This is a genomic window from Bdellovibrio bacteriovorus (genome assembly GCF_001592735.1).
GTDB classification, from domain to species: Bacteria; Bdellovibrionota; Bdellovibrionia; order Bdellovibrionales; family Bdellovibrionaceae; genus Bdellovibrio; species Bdellovibrio bacteriovorus_D.
In genome coordinates, this window is the sequence record NZ_LUKE01000004.1 from 152759 (window position 1) to 171493 (window position 18735).

General features: G+C 46.1%; 15 protein-coding genes. 12 read left to right on the forward strand and 3 right to left on the reverse strand.

All coding sequences use genetic code 11. From position 1 onward, the window contains the following. Position 1: 1 nt before the first annotated feature. Positions 2-490 (reverse strand): hypothetical protein, encoded by a 489-nt coding sequence (locus AZI86_RS15785; RefSeq protein WP_061836242.1) that lies wholly within the window; start codon positions 488-490, stop codon positions 2-4. Between the two features lie 104 nt (positions 491-594). Then, entirely contained in the window at positions 595-2910 is a 2316-nt protein-coding gene (locus AZI86_RS15790; RefSeq protein ID WP_081111966.1) for a penicillin acylase family protein, read from the reverse strand. 125 nt (positions 2911-3035) lie between these two features. On the opposite strand from AZI86_RS15790, the gene uvrB reads away from it, so the two are divergent. From uvrB to AZI86_RS15815, 5 genes are read left to right on the forward strand one after another with little or no spacing between them, the layout of a single operon-like run. Then, a complete protein-coding gene (gene uvrB, locus AZI86_RS15795) occupies positions 3036-5111 on the forward strand; it encodes an excinuclease ABC subunit UvrB (protein ID WP_061836243.1) in 2076 nt (691 codons plus the stop codon). After that, positions 5098-6993, forward strand: a complete 1896-nt coding sequence (gene uvrC, locus AZI86_RS15800; RefSeq protein WP_061836244.1) for an excinuclease ABC subunit UvrC — start codon at positions 5098-5100, stop codon at positions 6991-6993. Before uvrB ends, uvrC begins: the two co-directional genes overlap by 14 nt. 21 nt (positions 6994-7014) lie before the next feature. Beyond that, positions 7015-8580, forward strand: a complete 1566-nt coding sequence (gene murJ, locus AZI86_RS15805; protein WP_172798017.1) for a murein biosynthesis integral membrane protein MurJ — start codon at positions 7015-7017, stop codon at positions 8578-8580. Continuing rightward, a complete protein-coding gene (locus AZI86_RS15810; RefSeq protein WP_061836245.1) occupies positions 8577-9767 on the forward strand; it encodes an MFS transporter in 1191 nt (396 codons plus the stop codon). Before murJ ends, AZI86_RS15810 begins: the two co-directional genes overlap by 4 nt. Positions 9768-9789: 22 nt before the next feature. Continuing rightward, complete coding sequence (locus tag AZI86_RS15815; protein WP_061836246.1) at positions 9790-11667, forward strand: alpha/beta hydrolase family protein; 1878 nt, start codon at positions 9790-9792, stop codon at positions 11665-11667. A 4-nt stretch (positions 11668-11671) separates the two neighbouring features. Here AZI86_RS15815 and AZI86_RS15820 read toward each other — a convergent pair whose 3' ends face one another. Continuing rightward, positions 11672-11878: a hypothetical protein gene (locus AZI86_RS15820; protein ID WP_061836247.1), complete on the reverse strand. Its 207-nt coding sequence runs from the start codon at positions 11876-11878 to the stop codon at positions 11672-11674. 136 nt (positions 11879-12014) lie between these two features. Between AZI86_RS15820 and AZI86_RS15825 the strand changes: the two genes are divergently transcribed. The 7 genes from AZI86_RS15825 to AZI86_RS15855 all read left to right on the forward strand — a co-directional run bounded on the left by AZI86_RS15825 (position 12015) and on the right by AZI86_RS15855 (position 18711). Next, a complete protein-coding gene (locus AZI86_RS15825; protein ID WP_061836248.1) occupies positions 12015-12506 on the forward strand; it encodes a hypothetical protein in 492 nt (163 codons plus the stop codon). After that, positions 12503-13774, forward strand: coding sequence for an NfeD family protein (locus tag AZI86_RS15830; protein ID WP_061836249.1), 1272 nt, complete (start codon positions 12503-12505; stop codon positions 13772-13774). The genes AZI86_RS15825 and AZI86_RS15830 overlap by 4 nt, the downstream gene beginning before the upstream one ends. A 12-nt stretch (positions 13775-13786) precedes the next feature. Beyond that, the gene (locus AZI86_RS15835) at positions 13787-14536 is read left to right on the forward strand and encodes a slipin family protein (RefSeq protein ID WP_061836250.1); all 750 of its coding nucleotides are present in this window, start codon (positions 13787-13789) and stop codon (positions 14534-14536) included. 90 nt (positions 14537-14626) lie between these two features. Continuing rightward, positions 14627-15793 (forward strand): SpoIID/LytB domain-containing protein, encoded by a 1167-nt coding sequence (locus AZI86_RS15840; protein WP_061836251.1) that lies wholly within the window; start codon positions 14627-14629, stop codon positions 15791-15793. Positions 15794-16202: 409 nt separating this feature from the next. Beyond that, the gene (locus AZI86_RS15845) at positions 16203-16964 is read left to right on the forward strand and encodes a hypothetical protein (RefSeq protein WP_061836252.1); all 762 of its coding nucleotides are present in this window, start codon (positions 16203-16205) and stop codon (positions 16962-16964) included. A gap of 101 nt (positions 16965-17065) precedes the next feature. Beyond that, the gene (locus AZI86_RS15850; protein ID WP_061836253.1) at positions 17066-17722 is read left to right on the forward strand and encodes a hypothetical protein; all 657 of its coding nucleotides are present in this window, start codon (positions 17066-17068) and stop codon (positions 17720-17722) included. Positions 17723-17832: 110 nt separating this feature from the next. Beyond that, positions 17833-18711, forward strand: a complete 879-nt coding sequence (locus AZI86_RS15855; RefSeq protein ID WP_061836254.1) for a site-specific tyrosine recombinase — start codon at positions 17833-17835, stop codon at positions 18709-18711. Positions 18712-18735: the final 24 nt, after the last annotated feature.

The window sequence follows — 18735 nt, forward strand, 5'->3', positions numbered from 1 at the left end:
TTTAAAGATCCCGGGCAATTGCATTTAAGTCCGGGGTTTCGACCTCGGCACTGTCACGTGTATTTCGGCTAACAACGCCAAAAGGGATATCTCCCCACCATTTGTCCACGGTCATGCCGCTAGCCGTTTGCGTGGTCAATTTGCAGGTTTGATATTTACCGATAGAAGTTGCTACGTCTTCTAATTTTCCGCCTTGATCAAGGCAGCCAGAGATCATTTTTTTATGTTTTTCTGGGGAATAAAGGTCTGCGGTTTCAATAAATTCGGTGGTGATTTTGTCACCCACGCTTGCCACGTACTTCACACGCCATTTTTTGGTGGCTTCGTCATAGCTAACAACTTCTTTCGTGATATGGACGGGCGAAGAATCGCCGCTTTTTAACTGTAACGAACCCTTCCATTGAACTTTATCTCCGATGCGTGGATAAGCTTGTGCGAAAGAAGTTAAAAGAGTCGCAGCCGCTAAGATCCAAAAAAAATGTTTTAGCATAAACGAGCCTCCCGCGTGCTTCATTTAAGCGTGGCACAGTCTTGCGCAAAAATCCTGAGGCTTTGGGGAAAGACTGTGATCATACAAAGATAACTTTTGACGAACTACAATGGTGTCAAAACGAGTTCGTGGGTTTTTGCGTTTTGGATGTCTTTATCGTCCATCAACTGGTCACGATATTCGCCTTTAAGGAAAAGCTGGACTTGGTCTGCTCGGAAGGGGGAAAGGATGTGACCGGAAATTCCTATGGGGTTCACCCCGAAGCTTTTTTCTGGATGAGCCATGTCAATAATTCGGCGCGTGGAGGCGCCCGCCGTGACCTTAAAGTCAGCTCCCGCAAAAGACCAATATTTGTTGTTATTAATTTCGTTATACGCCCCCGGGGCCGGGTAGGGGCCGACGTTAAATATTTTATCTAAGGGCTTCATACGACCTAGGGGGTGATAAAATTCAATGGTGTGCAGTTCTCCCCAGACTGGAATTCGCGGGAATTGTGCCATCATATCGCGAAAGGCTTGGGTCACAGTTTGGCTGCGATTTATTTCTTCAAACCACGCAGAGTCGGCATTAAAAAGAATTCTTTTAAACGCGGTCCAAGGGGCCGCGCCCATAAGATAAATGTCTCTTTCGGCTTGCGTGAGGTCTTTTAAGATCACGCGCATGGCGCTCGCACACCAAAGATGAAAGATCGCCGCCCCTTGGGAGTCGATATTTGAATGCAGGTCCCAGCTTTTGAAGGCTGAGATCACGTCTTTGTATTCTTCTTGTTCTTCGGCGTTCAGTTTAAGTTCTTCTAATAAAATTCCGCGGATCGAAGCGGCGTTGCTATTAAAGTTCAAGCTTTGTATTTTTTTAAACTCTTCGGCGGACCAGATTTGTTTTTCGGCTAAAAGTTTAGTGATGGTTTGGAAGCGGTCCTCAGGTTGCCAATCGCCTCTGATGCCGGCGGGAAAAGAATCAGGACGCGAGTTTGCCGTGATGATGACACCACTTGCGGGATTGACCTGATGGGGATGTTCTTTCCATGGCAAGACTTTGATATATTCATCATTGCCGCTAGCACCATCTAAAATAAGATCTGAGTTTGGGTTTTTCTTAAGTGCAATATCGCCAATCATCCACCAAGCAATGTTTTCGGCATCCGCGTACATGACGTTCAGGCCCGGGGCAGTGACACGCTGTAAAGGCTTTTCAAATTCGGCCATCGTTTTTGCTTCGGCCATGTTGCGCACGGTTTGAATCAAGTCATTGGTTTTAGAATGAAAGGCCCATTTCAGACTCAGATCTTTGGTTTCAAGGGAGTGATTCATGACCGGACCGTGAGGTGTTTCAATCATATCTAAGACGACATCCGGCTCGTTTTTTACTTTTATAATCTCTTGCCATTCTTCATAAGCTTGCGGCTTGCCTTTAAACACGACGGTCTTATTTTTAAGATCTAAGGTCTCGTGATAAAGATCCATGTCATCCACTACGGACATCGTAAATCCCCAAGCATGGTGACGAGTGTGGCCTAGGACTGCAAAAGGAATGAGGGGCAGGTAATGGCCGTACAATTCAAATTCCGGGGTTTGAATATGCGCTTCCACCCAAATAGAAGGATTGGAAAATCCAATGTGAGGGTCATTGGCGAAAATACTTTTCCCTGATGCCGACCTGAAAGGAGCGATCAACCAAGAATTGGACCCTTCAAAGTGAGGCAAATTTAAAAAATCAATCTGCGCCAGGGCCGTTTCAACGCGGGCGTTGACTTTGGCCGTTGTTTTCGCGTCATGGTTTAACATGTCAGCACGCAAAGCTTGGAATTTTTCCGGTGATAGTTTTTTAGAAAGTTCGGTCATGAGCGGATCGGCCTTTAAGGCGATACCGAAAACATAAGACATGTGTCCGGCTAAGATATACGCATCCATCGGGACAAACTCTTCGGGCTTCATTCCTAAAAGCGCAAATTCATAAGGCGGCTTTTGAGTGCGCACGTACTGGTTGATGCCGTCAAAGTAAGCTTCCATCTCTTTCCAGATCTGCTCATCGAATTGATGGGTGTCTTTAAGGTGCTGAACAATGCGCTCGGCCGAACGGCGAAGCATCAAACTGCGATAAAGTTTATCCGAGGGCAGGGCGACGTTGCCGAAAATTTCTGACAGGCGACCTTGGGTCAGGCGTCGAGATAATTCCATCTGAAAAAGTCGCTCGCTGGCCATCACAAAACCCAAAGCTCGCAAGGCGTCTAGCTTAGATTCGGCTTTGATATGCGGAATTCCGTGGGCATCGCGAGTGACCATGACTTTTTGCGAAAGTCCTTCAAGTTTAAGCTCGCCGTCCATGGGCGCGAGGGATTGTCGTAAAAATAAATAAATCCCGATCGAACCGATCAAAATAACCGAAATTATAACTAAGCTAAGGCGTTTTGCTAATTTCATGGCCGAATTTAAACATGTCAGGACTCAAAAAGGGAGTCCCACCACGAGCCCGACTTAAGAATGACGCGGCATAGACCCAAAAAAGAGCCAGGCACCTTTTTAGTTTTGGTGCTACACTCGAAGGGATGGCTTCTTTTAAGAAAAACTTCCAGCTAGTGTCCGAGTTCAAACCTTCTGGCGATCAGCCAAAAGCCATTGAACAAATCATGGAAAATTTTGACGCCGGTTTAAAACACCAAACGCTTTTAGGTGTGACCGGTTCAGGAAAAACTTTTTCCATGGCGCATACTATTGCGCGTTTGAATCAGCCCGCGTTGGTGTTGGCTCCGAATAAAACTTTAGCGGCTCAACTCTATGCCGAGTTTAAAGAACTTTTCCCGCACAACGCCGTTGAATACTTTGTCAGTTATTATGATTACTACCAACCGGAAGCTTACATTCCTTCCACCGACACCTATATTGAAAAAGATTCGGCGATCAATGAACAAATCGATCGCATGCGCCATTCCGCGACCCGGTCTTTATTTGATCGTCGCGATGTGATTATCGTGAGCTCCGTGTCTTGTATTTATGGTTTGGGTTCGCCGGAAGCCTATGAAGGCATGATGATTCAAATCGTCGCCAACACCGAGGTTAAACGCGATCATCTTTTGCGCGAATTGATTCGAATTCAGTATCAACGAAATAACGTCGACTTTTCGCGTGGAACCGTGCGTGTGCGCGGGGACAATGTGGAAATCTTTCCGGCCTATGAAGACAGTCGTGCCATTCGCGTTGAATTTTTTGGTGATTATATCGAACGCCTGTCGTGGATTGATCCGTTAACGGGGCAGGTTTTAGAAGAGCTTGATCAGATTGCCGTGTATCCGGGAAGTCACCACGTTACTAGTGATGACAACTTAAAGCGCGCCATTCGCACCATTCAAGAGGAACTGCGGGAACGATTGGTGGAACTCAATCGCGACATGAAGTTCTTAGAAGCTCAAAGGTTAGAGCAAAGAACGTATTACGATATTGAGATGATGGAGCAAATGGGTTTTTGCCAAGGGATTGAAAACTATTCGCGCCACATGACAGGGCGTGGGCCGGGGGAGCCACCTCCGACCTTGTTAGAATATTTCCCTAAAGAGTTTATCACTTTCGTGGATGAGTCCCATGTCACGATTCCACAAATTGGCGGGATGTACCGGGGGGACCGCGCACGTAAAATGACTTTGGTGGAGCACGGCTTCCGTTTGCCATCAGCCTTAGACAATCGTCCTTTAAATTTTCAAGAGTTTGAATCGATGATGGATAAGATCGTTTACGTTTCCGCGACACCGGGAAATTACGAGCTGCAAAAATCTGAAGGTATTATTGTTGAGCAGATCATTCGCCCAACAGGCTTGATTGATCCGGTTGTGGAAGTGCGTCCGGTAAAACATCAAGTTGATGATCTTTTAAAAGAAATCCGCGATCGTATTGCTAAAGAAGAACGTGTATTGATTACGACGTTAACCAAACGTTCTGCGGAAGACTTAACCGAATATTATGAAAACTTGGGCATCAAAGTGAAATACCTGCACAGTGAAGTGCAGACCATGGAACGCACCGAAATCTTACGTGATTTGCGTTTAGGGGTGTTTGACGTCTTAGTGGGGATCAACTTGCTGCGGGAAGGTTTAGATATTCCGGAAGTCAGCTTGGTCGGTATCACGGATGCCGATAAAGAGGGTTTCTTGCGTTCCGAAAGATCGCTGATCCAAACCATTGGTCGCGCGGCCCGTAACATTAACGGCCGGGTGATTTTATACGCGGACACCATCACAGAAAGCATGGAAAAAGCCATGGGCGAAACCGAGCGTCGTCGTCGTATTCAAATGGAATACAATGAGGCTAACGGTATCACACCACAAACCATTCGCAAAAAAATCCGCGAAGGTTTGGGCGAAGTTTTTGACGGGACGTTGTCGGCGACGGTGCTTCAAGGGGAAAATAAAAAGGCGGCTTTACGCAATAAATTTGCTGAAGCCCCGGATAAGATTCAAAAAGAAATCGATAAGCTGCGAGCTCAGATGAAAGAATATTCGGCGAACTTAGAGTTTGAAGAAGCCGCGAAGATTCGGGATGAGATCAAACGATTGCAAATTTTAGAGCTTTCCGTAAGAAGCGGAGAGGGTGAAAAGGACTCAGCGGAGGTCGTCAAGGATGGCCTCAAGTAAGTTCGAAGAGGTGCGCGACAAGGTTCGTGAGTTCCCCACGCAAAGTGGGGTGTACATCATGAAAAACTTAGCCGATAAGATTATCTATATCGGCAAAGCAAAAAACTTGCGCAACCGCGTTCGCAGTTACTTTTCAGATTCTAACGGACACTCGCCCAAAACTCGACTTCTGGTGCAAAACATCATGGAAGTCGAATACATCCTGACCAAAACCGAAGTGGAGGCCTTTCTTTTAGAGGCTTCGCTGATTAAAAAGCATCGCCCTAAATATAACATCCGCCTGCGGGATGATAAGGCTTATCCTTACATTCGTTTTTCTTGGGGGGATGAATACCCACGCTTGTATTTAGCTCGCAAAGTGAAAAAGGACGGGTCACTTTATTTTGGTCCTTATACGTCAGGCTTTGCGGTTCACGGGACGATTAAGTTTTTAAATAGAACTTTCAAAATTCGCGACTGCAACGATACGATGTTTAATACGCGCCAGCGTCCGTGCATGACTTATCAGATCGGGCGTTGCACGGCCCCGTGTGTCAGTTATATCTCGCAAGAAGACTATAAACTTGAGGTGGAAGGCGCAAAACTTTTCCTTAAAGGACAAAGTCGTAAAGTCATTAAAGCGATGACCGAAAAAATGCGCCTAGCTGCCGAAGAAGAAAAATTTGAAGTCGCCGCGCGCTTGCGCGATTCGATCGAGGCCGTGAAGTCTATTATGCAAAAACAGGCGGTCATCAACGACACCTCGGAAAAAGACCAAGATGCCGTTGGGTTTTTTGGCGATGAGCGGGGTTGCTTGATTGAAACTGTCCACGTGCGCGCGGGAAGGGTGATCGGGACCCGATCGCATTATTTGCCGCACTTTGATCCGAATGATATCAACGAAGACTCTCGAGAGTGGTTGGTGGATTTCTTAAATCAATATTACGTAGACAACTTCATCCCGGATGAAGTGTTATTGCCATTAGATATCGGACAAGATTTGTCAAAATTGATGGGTGAAGTTCTGCATGAACGCTCCGGCAACAAGGTGACCGTCCGATTCGCCACGGACGAACGCGGTCGTAACTTGGTCGATATGGCAAACGAAAACGCGAAATCGCATTTCGTGAAATATGTCTCTAAATCCGAAGAAAAACGCCGCGGCCTAGAAGAAATCAAAGAGCGCTTCGGTTTGGCGGACATTCCCCGCCGGATTGAGTGTTATGATATCTCCACGTTCCAAGGCGCTGAAACCGTTGCTTCGCAAGTGGTTTTTGAAGACGGCGTGCCCGCCAAAGAACACTATCGTCGTTATAAAATTAAAACCGTGACGGGAATTGATGACTTTGCCTCGATGTATGAGGTTCTAAGTCGAAGGTTTAAGCACACCGAATACGAAGATCCGCAGTTAGTGGTGATCGATGGTGGTAAGGGACAATTGTCCCAGGCCATGAAAATTTTAAAAGAAATCGGTCGTCAAGATATCCCAGTGGTCGGGTTAGCCAAAGCACGCACCGAAAGTGATTTCCAAAAAGCGATTGTGGAAAGCACGGAAGAAAGATTCTTCCTGCCGGGAAGGGCGAATCCGGTGATCTTTAAGCACAATGCCGAAGCATTATATATCTTAAGCGGCATTCGGGATGAGGCCCATCGTTTTGCCATCACTTATCACCGTAAACTGCGTGAAAATACCAGTTTAGAGAGTGAACTTGATTATGTGATAGGCTTAGGTGAAAAAAGAAAGAAAACTCTTTTGACTCACTTCAAGTCTGTTGATGAAATCAAGATGGCAGCACCTGAAGAAATTGCGCAATTAAAAGGCTTTAACCGAGTCTTGGCAGAACGCATCTTGCTGCAAATGAACGAAAGTGACGAAGACGAAACGGTTGCCGAAGAATCGTAAAGAGTCTTAGAGGGTTAAAGAGTGAAAAGTCATGCCTTGCTCGTGGGTCTAGGAATTTTCTTAAGCCGTATTGCGGGGCTTGTCCGTGAGCGCATCTTTGCTCATTTCTTTGGAAACTCGGACGCCGGTGATGCTTTTAAGGCCGCTTTAAAAATCCCTAATTTTTTGCAAAATCTTTTTGGTGAAGGTGTTTTGTCGGCAAGTTTCATCCCGGTGTACGCTCAGCTTTTAGCAAAAAAGCATGACGAAGATGCCGCGCGAGTGGCTTCGGTTGTCGGCAGTTTGTTGTTTTTGACCACAAGTTTTTTAGTCATCATGGGGGTGTTTGCCACACCTTTGATGATTGATTTGATTGCTCCCGGTTTTGAAGGGGAAAAAAGGCAACTGACAATTCAAATAGTGCAGATCCTTTTTCCAGGCACGGGCTTTCTTGTTATGTCCGCTTGGTGTTTGGGAATTTTAAATTCGCATCGCCGCTTTTTTCTTTCTTATGTGGCACCGGTTATTTGGAATGTCGCGATCATTGCCACTCTTATTGCTTGGGGACCTCGTCAAGATCAGTTCAATTTAGCGATCACGGTTTCTTGGGGCCTGGTGGCGGGAAGTCTTTTGCAGTTTTTAATTCAGTTGCCCTCGGCGTTGCGTTTGGCAGGCAAAGTGCGTCCATCGCTGAATACCAAAATCAAGGACGTGCAGATCGTCATTAAAAACTTTATTCCGGGTGTTGTGTCCCGCGGTGTGGTGCAGATCAGTGCTTATATCGATAACGTCTTAGCCAGCTTGCTGCCCACGGGGGCGGTTTCGGCTTTGGCTTATGCGCAGACCTTATATCTTTTGCCGGTCAGTCTTTTTGGGATGAGTGTTTCGGTGGCCGAGCTGCCCGCGATGTCGCAAGCCACAGGCTCAGAAGAAGAAGTGAAAGGGTATTTACAGACACGCCTTAATCGTGGGTTGCAGCAAATTGCTTTTTTTGTGATTCCCTCGGTGGTGGCATTTTTGGTTTTGGGTGACTTTATTGTGGGTGCGGTTTTTCAAACCGGTGAATTCCAAGCCGATAGCACGCGCTATGTTTGGATTGTGTTGGCGGGTTCCGCCGTGGGTTTGCTGGCGTCCACCTTAGGGCGTCTTTATTCTTCGACTTTTTATTCGCTTAAAGATACGCGCACACCGTTAAAATTTGCGATCGTACGCGTGACCTTAACAACACTTTTGGGAATCTTATTTGCGTTCTACGTTCCGCCGATGTTGGGATTAGATGCTCGTTGGGGAACGGCGGGCTTGACGGCGTCTTCGGGGCTTGCGGGTTGGATTGAGTTTTATTTTCTTCGTCGATCTTTAAATAAAAAAATCGGCGTCACCGGTTTGCCTGTCAAGTTTCAAGGCAAGGTGTGGCTGATTGCATTTTTGGGGGCGGCGGCGGGATTTGCCGTGGGGCATGGTCTAGTGCCCATCCACTGGCATATCATCGTGAAAGCCGTGGTCGCACTTTCTGTTTATGGAATCTGTTATTTTGCCTTAGGCCTTGCTTTGCAATTACCGCAAGCCAAAGATTTATTAGGTAAGATCACGCGAAGATTGAAGGTATGAAAGACTCAGTCTGGTCCCCCTTAAAGTTAAATCTTTATCGATCCTTTTGGATCTGTGCTTTTTTATCGAACTTAGGAACGTGGATTCAAGACGTGGCGGCGGGTTGGATGATGACTCATCTGAATACTTCGCCTTTAGTCATCGCGCTTCTTAGTTTTGCCACCAATTTGCCGATTGTGTTTTTAAGTATCCCTGCGGGATATGTCGCCGATTTAGGGCATCGTCGGGGTGTTCTTTTGACGGCGCAGATTTTAATGTTTTGTTCGGCCACTCTATTAGGGTATTTGGTGTGGCAGAATCAGCTTACCGAATTAAGTCTTTTGGTTTTGTCGCTATGCATGGGGGTTGGCTACGCCATGACCAATCCCGCTTTTCAAAGTGTTTTGACGGATCTTGTTCCCCATCACCAACAAGCTCAGGCCGTGCTTGTGTATTACATGGGTATTAACATCACCCGTGTTTTGGGTCCCACGATGGGGGGAGGACTTTTAAGTGCTTTTGGGGCGCAGAGCGCTTTTCTCTTTAACGCCCTGTCTTTTTTAGGTTTGATTCTATTTTTCTTACGTTGGCCGATACCGGAACAAGTTGAAAATAAAGAAACCGCACGCATTGTGCCGGAAGATTGGGTGCCGTTATTCTCTTTGCACAATTTAAAACTGTGGCTTGAAATTTTCTTTGTCACTTTTTTTGCATCCTCGTTGTGGGCTCTTTACCCGATGCGCGGCCGGGTGGAGCTGTCGTTAAGCTCTTTGCAATACGGGTCTCTTTTAGCATTTTTCGGATTGGGTGCTTGTGTCAGTGCTTTGATGTCCGATCGAGTGATGGCGCCAGAAAAAACAAATCAGTCCTTGGCAGGTTCTTACATCGTGTATGCAGTGGGTGTTTTTTTACTTTCAACCGCTCCTAATTACTATCTCATGTGTGCAGCGATGTTCTTTGGTGGGACGGGATGGATTGTGCTAGCGACACTGATGAACATGAGCTCGCGCCAAGTCACGGGGAAGTCCCATTTAAAATCGACCATGCTCGGTGTTTTTATGTGCGTGTTTTACGCCGGCATGACCATGGGGGCCGTCACCTGGGGCGCGCTGGCGCGCTTTAGTTCGTCTTCGATCGCCCTTTTTGTTGCGGCCATCGGCCTTGGCATGATCGGTCTTGCCAAGGGGCTCAGATCTTTGCGAGGATGATTCTTCCAAGAGGGGAGTTTGCATGTCCTTAGTTCCACGACGCGAGTTTTTTGGTCCGGTTGATAAATCCATGGTGCGTTTAAGTTTGGACGGTAAATACGTCGCTTATTTGGCTCCCTATAACGGTGTCATGAATGTGTTCGTACAGGAAAAGGGGCGCCCGGATTCAGCCCGCGCCGTAACTCAAGATAAGGGGCGCGGGATATTCACATTTGAATGGCCCTATGCCAACGACATCATTTTATATATGCAAGATAAATTGGGTGATGAAAACTTCGGCCTGTATTCAGTTAATGTAAAAACCCTTGAAGTGACTGAGATCACAAAACCTGGAACTTACACCACAGGTATATCCAATGTCTCATATTTACACCCCGATAAGGTTTTGATCTTAACTAACGAACGAGATCCTCGTTACTTTGATAATTATTTAGTAGATCTGAAAACCAAAGAAAAGAAGATGGTTTTTCAGAATGATCAAAATTTTTCTTACACCTTGACGGATCTTCATCTTAAAATTCGACTTGCCATTAAAAATCTTCCGGATGCGAGTGACGATGTCTATTTGTTGAATTCAGATTCAGGAAAATTTGAATTTTTCAAAAAAATTTCGTTTGAAGACAATATGGCGACCTATTTTCTTCAGTTCGATGCCTCTGGAGATAATCTTTATTCTTTAGAAAGTGCAGGCAGAAATACGGCTGCTCTTATAAAATATAATATTCCCAGTAAAACATCCGAAGTCCTGGCCTCTTCCGATTTGGCGGACGTAAATAGCCTGCTTATGGATTCTAAATCGAAAATGCCTTTAGCCGCATTTCTCGAGTACGATAAAAAAGAGGTGGTTTTCTTGAGTGCCGCCTTTGAAGCTAGCTATATAAAACTGCAAGCCAAACTGGGATGTGGATTTAAAATCGTTTCAAAAAGTTTTGATGATGACACCTGGTTGCTTTTCACCGAAGACAGTGGCCAAGCACCAAGATATTATTTTTACGAATGCAAAAGGGATGAATTAAGCGAGCCAATTCTAATTCGTGAAAAACTGGAAGCTTATGCTTCCGAGCTCCACCGTACTGAATCGGTGGTCATCAAGTCACGCGATGGATTAAATCTTGTGAGCTATCTTACTAAAGCCAAAGATAATTCCTTACGAGCATTGGTATTAACGGTCCACGGAGGTCCGTGGTCACGAGATGATTTGCGTTTTGACCCTGAACATCAGTGGTTAGCGAATCGCGGATACAATGCATTGTCGGTGAATTTTCGAGGAAGTACGGGATTTGGAAAAGATTTCGTCAACAAAGCGGACATGCAGTGGTCCAAGACGATGCATGATGATCTCATTGATGCGTGCGAGTGGGCGTTAGCGCAAGGTCTTTGTGATAGAGATAAGATAATCATTATGGGCGGATCTTATGGGGGGTATGCGACATTGGCAGCCTTAACCACCACGCCCGATTATTTTGCTGCTGGTGTGGACATCGTCGGTCCATCAAACTTATTCACCCTTTTAGAGAGTACACCGGTTTACTGGGAAAGCTTTAAAACGACATTGTATCGACGCGTGGGTGATCCACGCACAGAAGAGGGGCGTAAGATCTTGGCGGAAAACTCTCCGCTAACACATGTCGAAAAAATCAAAAAGCCTTTATTAATTATTCAAGGTGCTAATGATCAGCGAGTTAAGCAAGCTGAGGCGGACCAGATCGTGAATGCAATGAGAGCAAAAAAAATTCCGGTCGACTATGTGCTTTTTCCGGATGAAGGGCATGGGACCCGAAAGCCTGAAAATACGATGGCTCAATACGCGATCATTGAAAGCTTTCTAAATAAGCATTTCGGTTCGGTCCTAGAACCCGTGGGGGAGGAAATTAAAAAATCCTCCGCTCAGTTCCCATGATGAATTAGTTCACGCGATGACGGCTGACTTCAGGTTTATAAAGACAGTTCGGGCAGTTGGCGTCTTCTTGTAGAACAGCAAACTGTGGATCTTGTTGATAAGAAAATTCCATGTCCTCATGGCACTGAGGACAACAGTTCACGGATTTGCGAAACCCTTCGCGTTTTTCCATTTCTTCTTGGGAAATAATACTGAACCTAAATACTTCCACAGCGTCCTCCTCATGCTAACTCTTCGGCCGAAGAGCGTCTCAGCTTGAGAAAATCTTGACCATGATCTAGGCATGTGCGGCGCATTAGGGTGGGTTTTAATGGTATCACGCTCTTAGTCTAAGATAAGATGCCGCCATGAAAGACTATATCCAGTACTTGCAAGATGTTTTGGGTCTTCAAAGCGTCATGTTGCCGAAGTCAGATCAAGAGCCTCTTGGGACCCAGTTTTACGGACCGCAGGGGCCTTTTCAGCCGACAGAGTTTCAGCATTATGAACTGGTGTTTCTAAATATCTTAACTCAAGCCAAAGAAAGTCTTTTCTTGCCAGAGGTTCAAGACCTTTTCGGTAAAATGAAAACGGCGATGAAGCTTAAGAACATTCAAGTGCTTGAACTTGATTGCACGGTGGATGATCGCTCTTTACTTCCCAGTGAACTTGCCAAGTTGTGTGAAGGTAAAGTCGTTGTCGTGTTCAGCTCTTTTCCAAAAGATCTAGGCGAATTTATTTTTAAAGGTCCGGGGCACTGGATTGAGACCTATAGCCCTTCGTATTTGCTAGAAGATGCCGGGGCTAAAAAAGTCGTGTGGAATGACTTGCAAAAAGTGATGAAGGAGTTGGGTTTATGAAGATAGTTCTTTTAACACTTCTTCTTTGTCTTACGACGATCTCAGCCCACGCGGCGTGCACCTTGTCAGTCACTATCCAAGAAGCGATCACCGCCTCGACGTCAGATTATTTAGAAAGAGCAGAGAAAAAGGCTTTAGAAGAAAAATGCGACTCGATCTATGTGCGTATGAATACGCCAGGTGGCAGTTTGCAAAGCACACGCCTTATTGTTGAAAGAATTTTGGCTTCACCGATTCCGTATTTATGTTTGATCACGCCCAGCGGCGGCCACGCGGGCAGTGCAGGTGCGATCATTTTGCAAGCATGCCACGTCAACGGCGGATTGCCAGCGACGAATATCGGTGCGGCGACACCGATATTAGGTACGGGTGGCGAAATGTCCGAGGACTTAAGAAAAAAACTTATCAACGACACAGTTAGTTGGATGGAAGGTGTGACCAAAATCCGCAATCGCAGTGTGGAGTTTTCCCGTGACATCGTCACGGAAGCCAAAGCCCTTAGCAGTGAAGAGGCCTTTAAACTGAAAGCTTTGGATATTTTGCCAGCCAATGAACAAGAATTTTTACTTAAAGCTCAAGGCCGCGCGGTGAAGCTGGGTGAAAAAACAGAACAGAGTGTTCAGGTCGGGGATTTGCAAGAATTCAGTCCAGATCTTCGTTATAAGATCTTAAGCTTTGTGGCGGATCCTGAATTTGCTTACCTGCTTTTCATGGGAAGTTTGGGTTTGTTGTATGTTGAAATCACGCATCCGGGATTGATTGCTCCCGGGGTGATTGGTGGGATTGGCTTAGTGCTGTCGCTAGTGGCATTTCATAAATTAGATGTCGCCTGGGGTGGCTTGGCGCTGATTCTTTTGGGCTTGGCATTTTTAATTTTAGAAATTTTTGTCACAAGCTTTGGTGCATTAGGTATTGGGGGATTGATCGCGCTTTTTGTGGGCAGTGTGTTTTTATTTGATGCGCAGACCACGGGTTACACTTTGCCATTAAGCCTGATCTTTGCCGTGGTGGGAACTTTAGCTGTCTTCTTTTTTGGGGCGGGATATTTTGCTTTAAAAACTCTGCGCCATCGCAGCCAAGACACTGACACGGAACTGCAAAGCAAGGACGGCGTCGTCACCGTCGTAAATGAAGATGGTCACAGTGGCCAGATTCAGATCATGGGCGAAATTTGGAAATTTGTTTCAGAAGATTTTTTGACAACCGGAGATCGCGTTCACGTGACGGCTCGCCAAGGGCTGACATTGAATGTGAAAAAAGTGAAATAAGGAGATAGCAACATGGAATTTATGATAGCGGTCATCGTCATCGGCGGGATACTTCTCAGCTCAATGGTGAAAATTTTGAACGACTGGGAGCGCGGCGTGGTTTTACGTCTGGGTAAAGCGATTGGCGTGCGTGGGCCTGGGTTGATTTTGTTAATTCCTTTTATTGAGCGCATGATCAAAATTGACACCCGCACGATTGCAATGGACGTGCAACCTCAAGATGTTATCACTAAAGACAACGTCAGCATGCAAGTGAACGCCGTGGTTTACTTTAAAGTGGTATCGCCTTTAGAAGCGATCACACGCATCGAAGACTATTACTTTGCTACCGGACAGCTGGCGCAAACCACATTGCGTTCCGTGATGGGTCAGTATCACTTAGATGACGTGCTTGAGCACCGTGATAAGATCAATGCGGCTTTGCAGGCGATCTTAGATAAACATACAGAAGCCTGGGGTATCAAAGTGACCATGGTGGAAGTAAAGCAAATCGATTTGCCTAAAGAAATGCAAAGAGCCATGGCGCGTGAAGCGGAAGCCGAGCGTGAACGTCGTGCGAAAGTCATCAGTGCAGATGGCGAAGTGCAGCGTGCCCAGAAACTTCAAGAGGCCTCGAACACTCTAGCAGGATCGCCTTCTGCGTTGCAGCTAGCCTATATGCAGACCTTAACGGAAATCGCTGGAGATAAGACCAACACCATCATCTTCCCGTTACCGTTAGACATGGTTAAACCGTTCCTGGATTTGAACAACAAAAACTAGACTTTTATCCTTTGCCCAAAAAAGGTCTAATAGAAAAGCGGGACAAGAGGTCCCGCTAAGTCACCCCATATCTCTACGGACGGAGTATCAGTGAAACTGGTTTGGGCCTCTTTGTGTTTCATCATTGTTTGGATCAGTTTAACTTCCGAAGCTCAAAGTTCAATTCCGGCAAATCCTGATCTAGTTCGCGTCCGCGTGATGACCACGATTGAAAAAGTCCAAGTCTCTGGCCTGTCATTGCGTTTTCATAATATCGCTCAAACTATTTTGCCCGTCGCGATCCCGCAAACCAAATACGCCCACGTACGGAGCATCACCAAAGATGGCAAAAAAGTCTGGGCCGTGCGGTTAGATAATCAAGAAAATGAACGTCTGCTTTCAGAAAAATATTTGCTAATACAAGGATCTGATCTGCGTATTGGCGCGCAGACCTTACCGGGAAAAGTTCTATTAAGCCATAATGGCAAAAATAAAATCGATGTCGTAGGGGTGATGCCTTTAGATGAATATGTTGTCGGGGTTTTGGCGAGCGAAATGCCTTTGTCTTGGCCTATGGAAACATTAAAAGCCCAAGCTGTTGCTGCCAGATCCTATGCGCTGTCGGTGATGAATGAGCGTAAGACTCAGGCCTTTCACTTAGAAAGCAGCATCCTCGACCAAGTCTTCCGTCATGTGGTGCATGAAGACAACAATGATCCGATGATCAAAAAAGCTGTGCAAGCGGTGAAAGAAACTTCCGGCATTAAGTTATACGCCCAAACGGGACGAGTTTTGAAAGCCTATTTTCATTCTGACTGTGGGGGTAAGACCACGGCCGCCCAAAACGTGTGGGGACCAGGCACCACGGCCAGCTCCGGGGTGGCCGTTGATAGTTCTTGTCCCACAAACCCCAGTGCGCATTGGAAGTTAAGCCTTTCAAAGGATGAGCTTTCTCGTCGTTTAAAGGTGGCGGATATCTCGGGGTTGGATCTGATTAAGGTGCCTTCTGAAAAACGTATCAAAGCGGTGCGGTTGGCGTTTAATGAAACTGAGGGCAAAACAGTGTCGGTCAATGATTTCCGTCAACTCTTGGGATTTCAGGATTTGCGCAGTTCTTTATTTGAAATCAAACGTATTGGTGAACGATTTTTATTTGAAGGACAAGGTTTTGGTCATGGAGTGGGACTTTGTCAGTGGGGAAGTCGTGCTTTAGGTAAGGGCGGAAAGAACTATAATCAAATTTTAAAGCATTATTATCCGCTAGCGGTCCTGCGCTAGGGATCTATGGGATTTTTTTTCAAAGCTCTAATATTAGAATGCTAGAAAAACGCGGGCCGCAAACATAAAAACAGCGCCCAGGATCAATACATTCGTTGCAGTCAAAGTCATTACAAAAGTCCTCGCTAAAATTTGATACGAATCATTTCGGTAACTTGATGAAAAATCTTAAATAAATTCTATTTCGTCTAACTTTTTGATGTCTCATCATGCGACAGTGGTGCCCATTTTGCGCTTCACTTTCAGAGCTTCGACGAAAACACCCCTGCTGTTTCATGTTGAGAGTGAGTCATTATCCTTAAAGATCCTCATCACTTAGGATGGTGGAAGAATCTTGGCACGGGCATAGCAATACAAGCCTAGTGAGGAGCACCCTAAAACAAACCGGGCTCCTTAAAGAGAGGCTGATATGAAAACATTCAACGCAAAACTGATCGTCCTTCTGGCGGCATTTTCCGTACTAGGTGTAGGCTGTGGCAAGAACACCATGAATGCGCAACAAACTTATCAGCCACCGATCCTTGATGACGGTCGCGGCACACCCATCTCTCCAGACGGTCCTGGCGGCGGTGGCACGGGCGGTGTTTCAGGTCAAACGGCAACATTTGAACCGGTATCTCAATCTGAATTCAATTCTTTCGTGGCTTTGCATCCGTTAAATGCGCCGACTGATTATAAGATCACGGTCAGCTTACAAAATGCGGGCGGCGGATATTACGCAGGTACGGTGAAATTGCCGTATTCAGATACGGGCTTAAACTATGCTCCGACATTTACCGCAGACCCAGGCACGAACATTAAATTGAGCGGTCTTAAAGATTCAGGAAAATTGGAAGCTGGTTATAACTTCTGGTTCACATTAAGCGGCAAATACTATTTCGCGGCCTTCTTTCAAGATGCTTATGGTGCCATTGTCCTAGTATTTGATAGCTACGTAAACCAAGGTGACGGCCAAGGAACAGGAACACTTTCAGGTAAAGTTTATTACAAAAACTTTGCGCAAAGTTATGCTCCCCAATCACCTTACAGAAAATGCTGGTACCTTTACAACGGTCCCTATGACTGCCGTGCCACTTCGATTATCGACAAAACATCGGCTGTTCCGGGTGACGGTTACAGATACTTAGGAAAATTCAGCGGTTTGTCTAAAGCTGCTGTATTTAATGAATAGGCCTGCGGATCCGCGGACGCGGGCAGAGCTGGAGCGCCGAAAGGCGCGCAAGCTGAAGCAGTATTAGATTTTGATTTATGATTATTAACTAGGAGACGAAAATGGAAAGACTTAAAGTAAACTCACTAAGTTTTCCAGCATTGCATTTCGCGCGAATCGCAGCAACGCTGGCAACGGTTATTGCCTTAGTTGCGTGCGGTAACGATGGCGGCGGAGGCGGCGGCGCCCCGGTAACACCCATTCCACCGAGCGGATGTTACTCATGCAATGGAATTACTTCTCCGGCAGTTTTAACAACTTTTACGACTCAATCCGCGGACGGCATGATGATCTTGCGTGATATGCAGCTTTTTGTGCAATCAACGCAAGTGATGCCGAATGCGTCAGGAAATAATTGGAATTGGTACCAAGGACCCATCGCTTTGCAAGGCACGATGGAAGTGCGTCAGCCGATGATGGACGTGATGCCAGGAACGGGAATGCCACTTTCTCAGTGTATGATTTCTCCGGGAACATATTATTTGCAAAGCAATGGCGCCGGCCAAATGGGCTTCATGGGTTCGGACTTAAGAGTTCCATCTTTGATCGCGACTTCGGGGGCCATCGAGCTTAGTATCGAAGCGCCAAGCCAATTGGGTATGGGCTTAACGAATCAAGGCCGCGGCTTGTACGGTGTTGTTTCGGTCCGTCGTGTGAATGGTATCCAATGTTCGCCTCAGTTCTTTGGAACTTTCTCAACTTCCGGGATTTTCTACTAAGGCTTTAAAGTAAATTTATCTAGCGACCCCGGGCTTGAAAGCGCGGGGTTTTCTTTTTTGGGTACATAATATTTGTTGCCCTCGTAGGAAAGTCTGGGTCTAATAGGGGTATGGAACTACCTCTTTGGATCGACTTCTTTGATGAATTGCAAAATGTACGAGGCCGTTCGCAGAATACAGTAATGGCGTATCGCCGTGACCTTGAGCTGTATCTGGAATACGGAAAAACCAGTAAATCCATTCCAGGATTTTACGAGTTCATGAAAAAGAACAAGCTTTCAACGCGTTCTCAAGCGCGGGTGATCTCTTCTTTAAGAACTTACTTTAAGTTTTGTGAAACTCGCGGCATGAAATGCCCAGAACTTCGTGAGCTGCGTCCACCCAAAGTAAAGGTCGGCTTACCAAAAGTTTTAACTCCGCAAGAGTTCCAGCAGCTTTTTGATGCCGCAGAGGGCGCAGATGCTACGAAGACCGCACGCAATCAGTTAACTTTGTTGTTTCTTTATGGATTGGGCTGCCGGGTTTCTGAATTGATTTCTTTAAATATCGTGGATTTTAATCCGACCGATCGTTGGATTAAGGTTTTAGGTAAAGGTAGTAAAGAACGTTTGGTGCCTTTGACTGAAAAGTTAGCCGAAAATCTGACGACCTATCTTAAGGAACATCGTCCTTTATTAGTGAAAGAAAACTCTCCCTCGATCTTGATCAATGATCGTGGTCATCGACCTTCGCGCGTGGATGTGTGGCGCTGGTTGGCTTCGTGGTCAACACGTGCCGGTTTCCCAGAGCCGGTCAATCCTCACAGATTCCGTCATGGTTGTGCCACGGCATTGCTTGAAAGTGGTGCGGATCTTCGTTCGATCCAAATGCTTTTGGGTCATGCGAGCATTCAAACGACACAGATTTATACCAGTGTTACAACGGGCACGATGACTCGCACGATTGAAGAGCATCATCCGCTTTCGCAAATGCAGGAAGTCGAAAAGTAAAGACGGGTTTACTTGGTTTTGTCC

What these genes read in the sequence shown, in the direction of transcription:
- AZI86_RS15785 (WP_061836242.1), bottom strand. Translation starts at nt 490, where the DNA reads ATGCTAAAACATTTTTTTTGGATCTTAGCGGCTGCGACTCTTTTAACT.
- AZI86_RS15790 (WP_081111966.1), bottom strand. Translation starts at nt 2,910, where the DNA reads ATGAAATTAGCAAAACGCCTTAGCTTAGTTATAATTTCGGTTATTTTG.
- uvrB (WP_061836243.1), top strand. Translation starts at nt 3,036, where the DNA reads ATGGCTTCTTTTAAGAAAAACTTCCAGCTAGTGTCCGAGTTCAAACCT.
- uvrC (WP_061836244.1), top strand. Translation starts at nt 5,098, where the DNA reads ATGGCCTCAAGTAAGTTCGAAGAGGTGCGCGACAAGGTTCGTGAGTTC.
- AZI86_RS15810 (WP_061836245.1), top strand. Translation starts at nt 8,577, where the DNA reads ATGAAAGACTCAGTCTGGTCCCCCTTAAAGTTAAATCTTTATCGATCC.
- AZI86_RS15815 (WP_061836246.1), top strand. Translation starts at nt 9,790, where the DNA reads ATGTCCTTAGTTCCACGACGCGAGTTTTTTGGTCCGGTTGATAAATCC.
- AZI86_RS15825 (WP_061836248.1), top strand. Translation starts at nt 12,015, where the DNA reads ATGAAAGACTATATCCAGTACTTGCAAGATGTTTTGGGTCTTCAAAGC.
- AZI86_RS15830 (WP_061836249.1), top strand. Translation starts at nt 12,503, where the DNA reads ATGAAGATAGTTCTTTTAACACTTCTTCTTTGTCTTACGACGATCTCA.
- AZI86_RS15835 (WP_061836250.1), top strand. Translation starts at nt 13,787, where the DNA reads ATGGAATTTATGATAGCGGTCATCGTCATCGGCGGGATACTTCTCAGC.
- AZI86_RS15845 (WP_061836252.1), top strand. Translation starts at nt 16,203, where the DNA reads ATGAAAACATTCAACGCAAAACTGATCGTCCTTCTGGCGGCATTTTCC.
- AZI86_RS15850 (WP_061836253.1), top strand. Translation starts at nt 17,066, where the DNA reads ATGGAAAGACTTAAAGTAAACTCACTAAGTTTTCCAGCATTGCATTTC.
- AZI86_RS15855 (WP_061836254.1), top strand. Translation starts at nt 17,833, where the DNA reads ATGGAACTACCTCTTTGGATCGACTTCTTTGATGAATTGCAAAATGTA.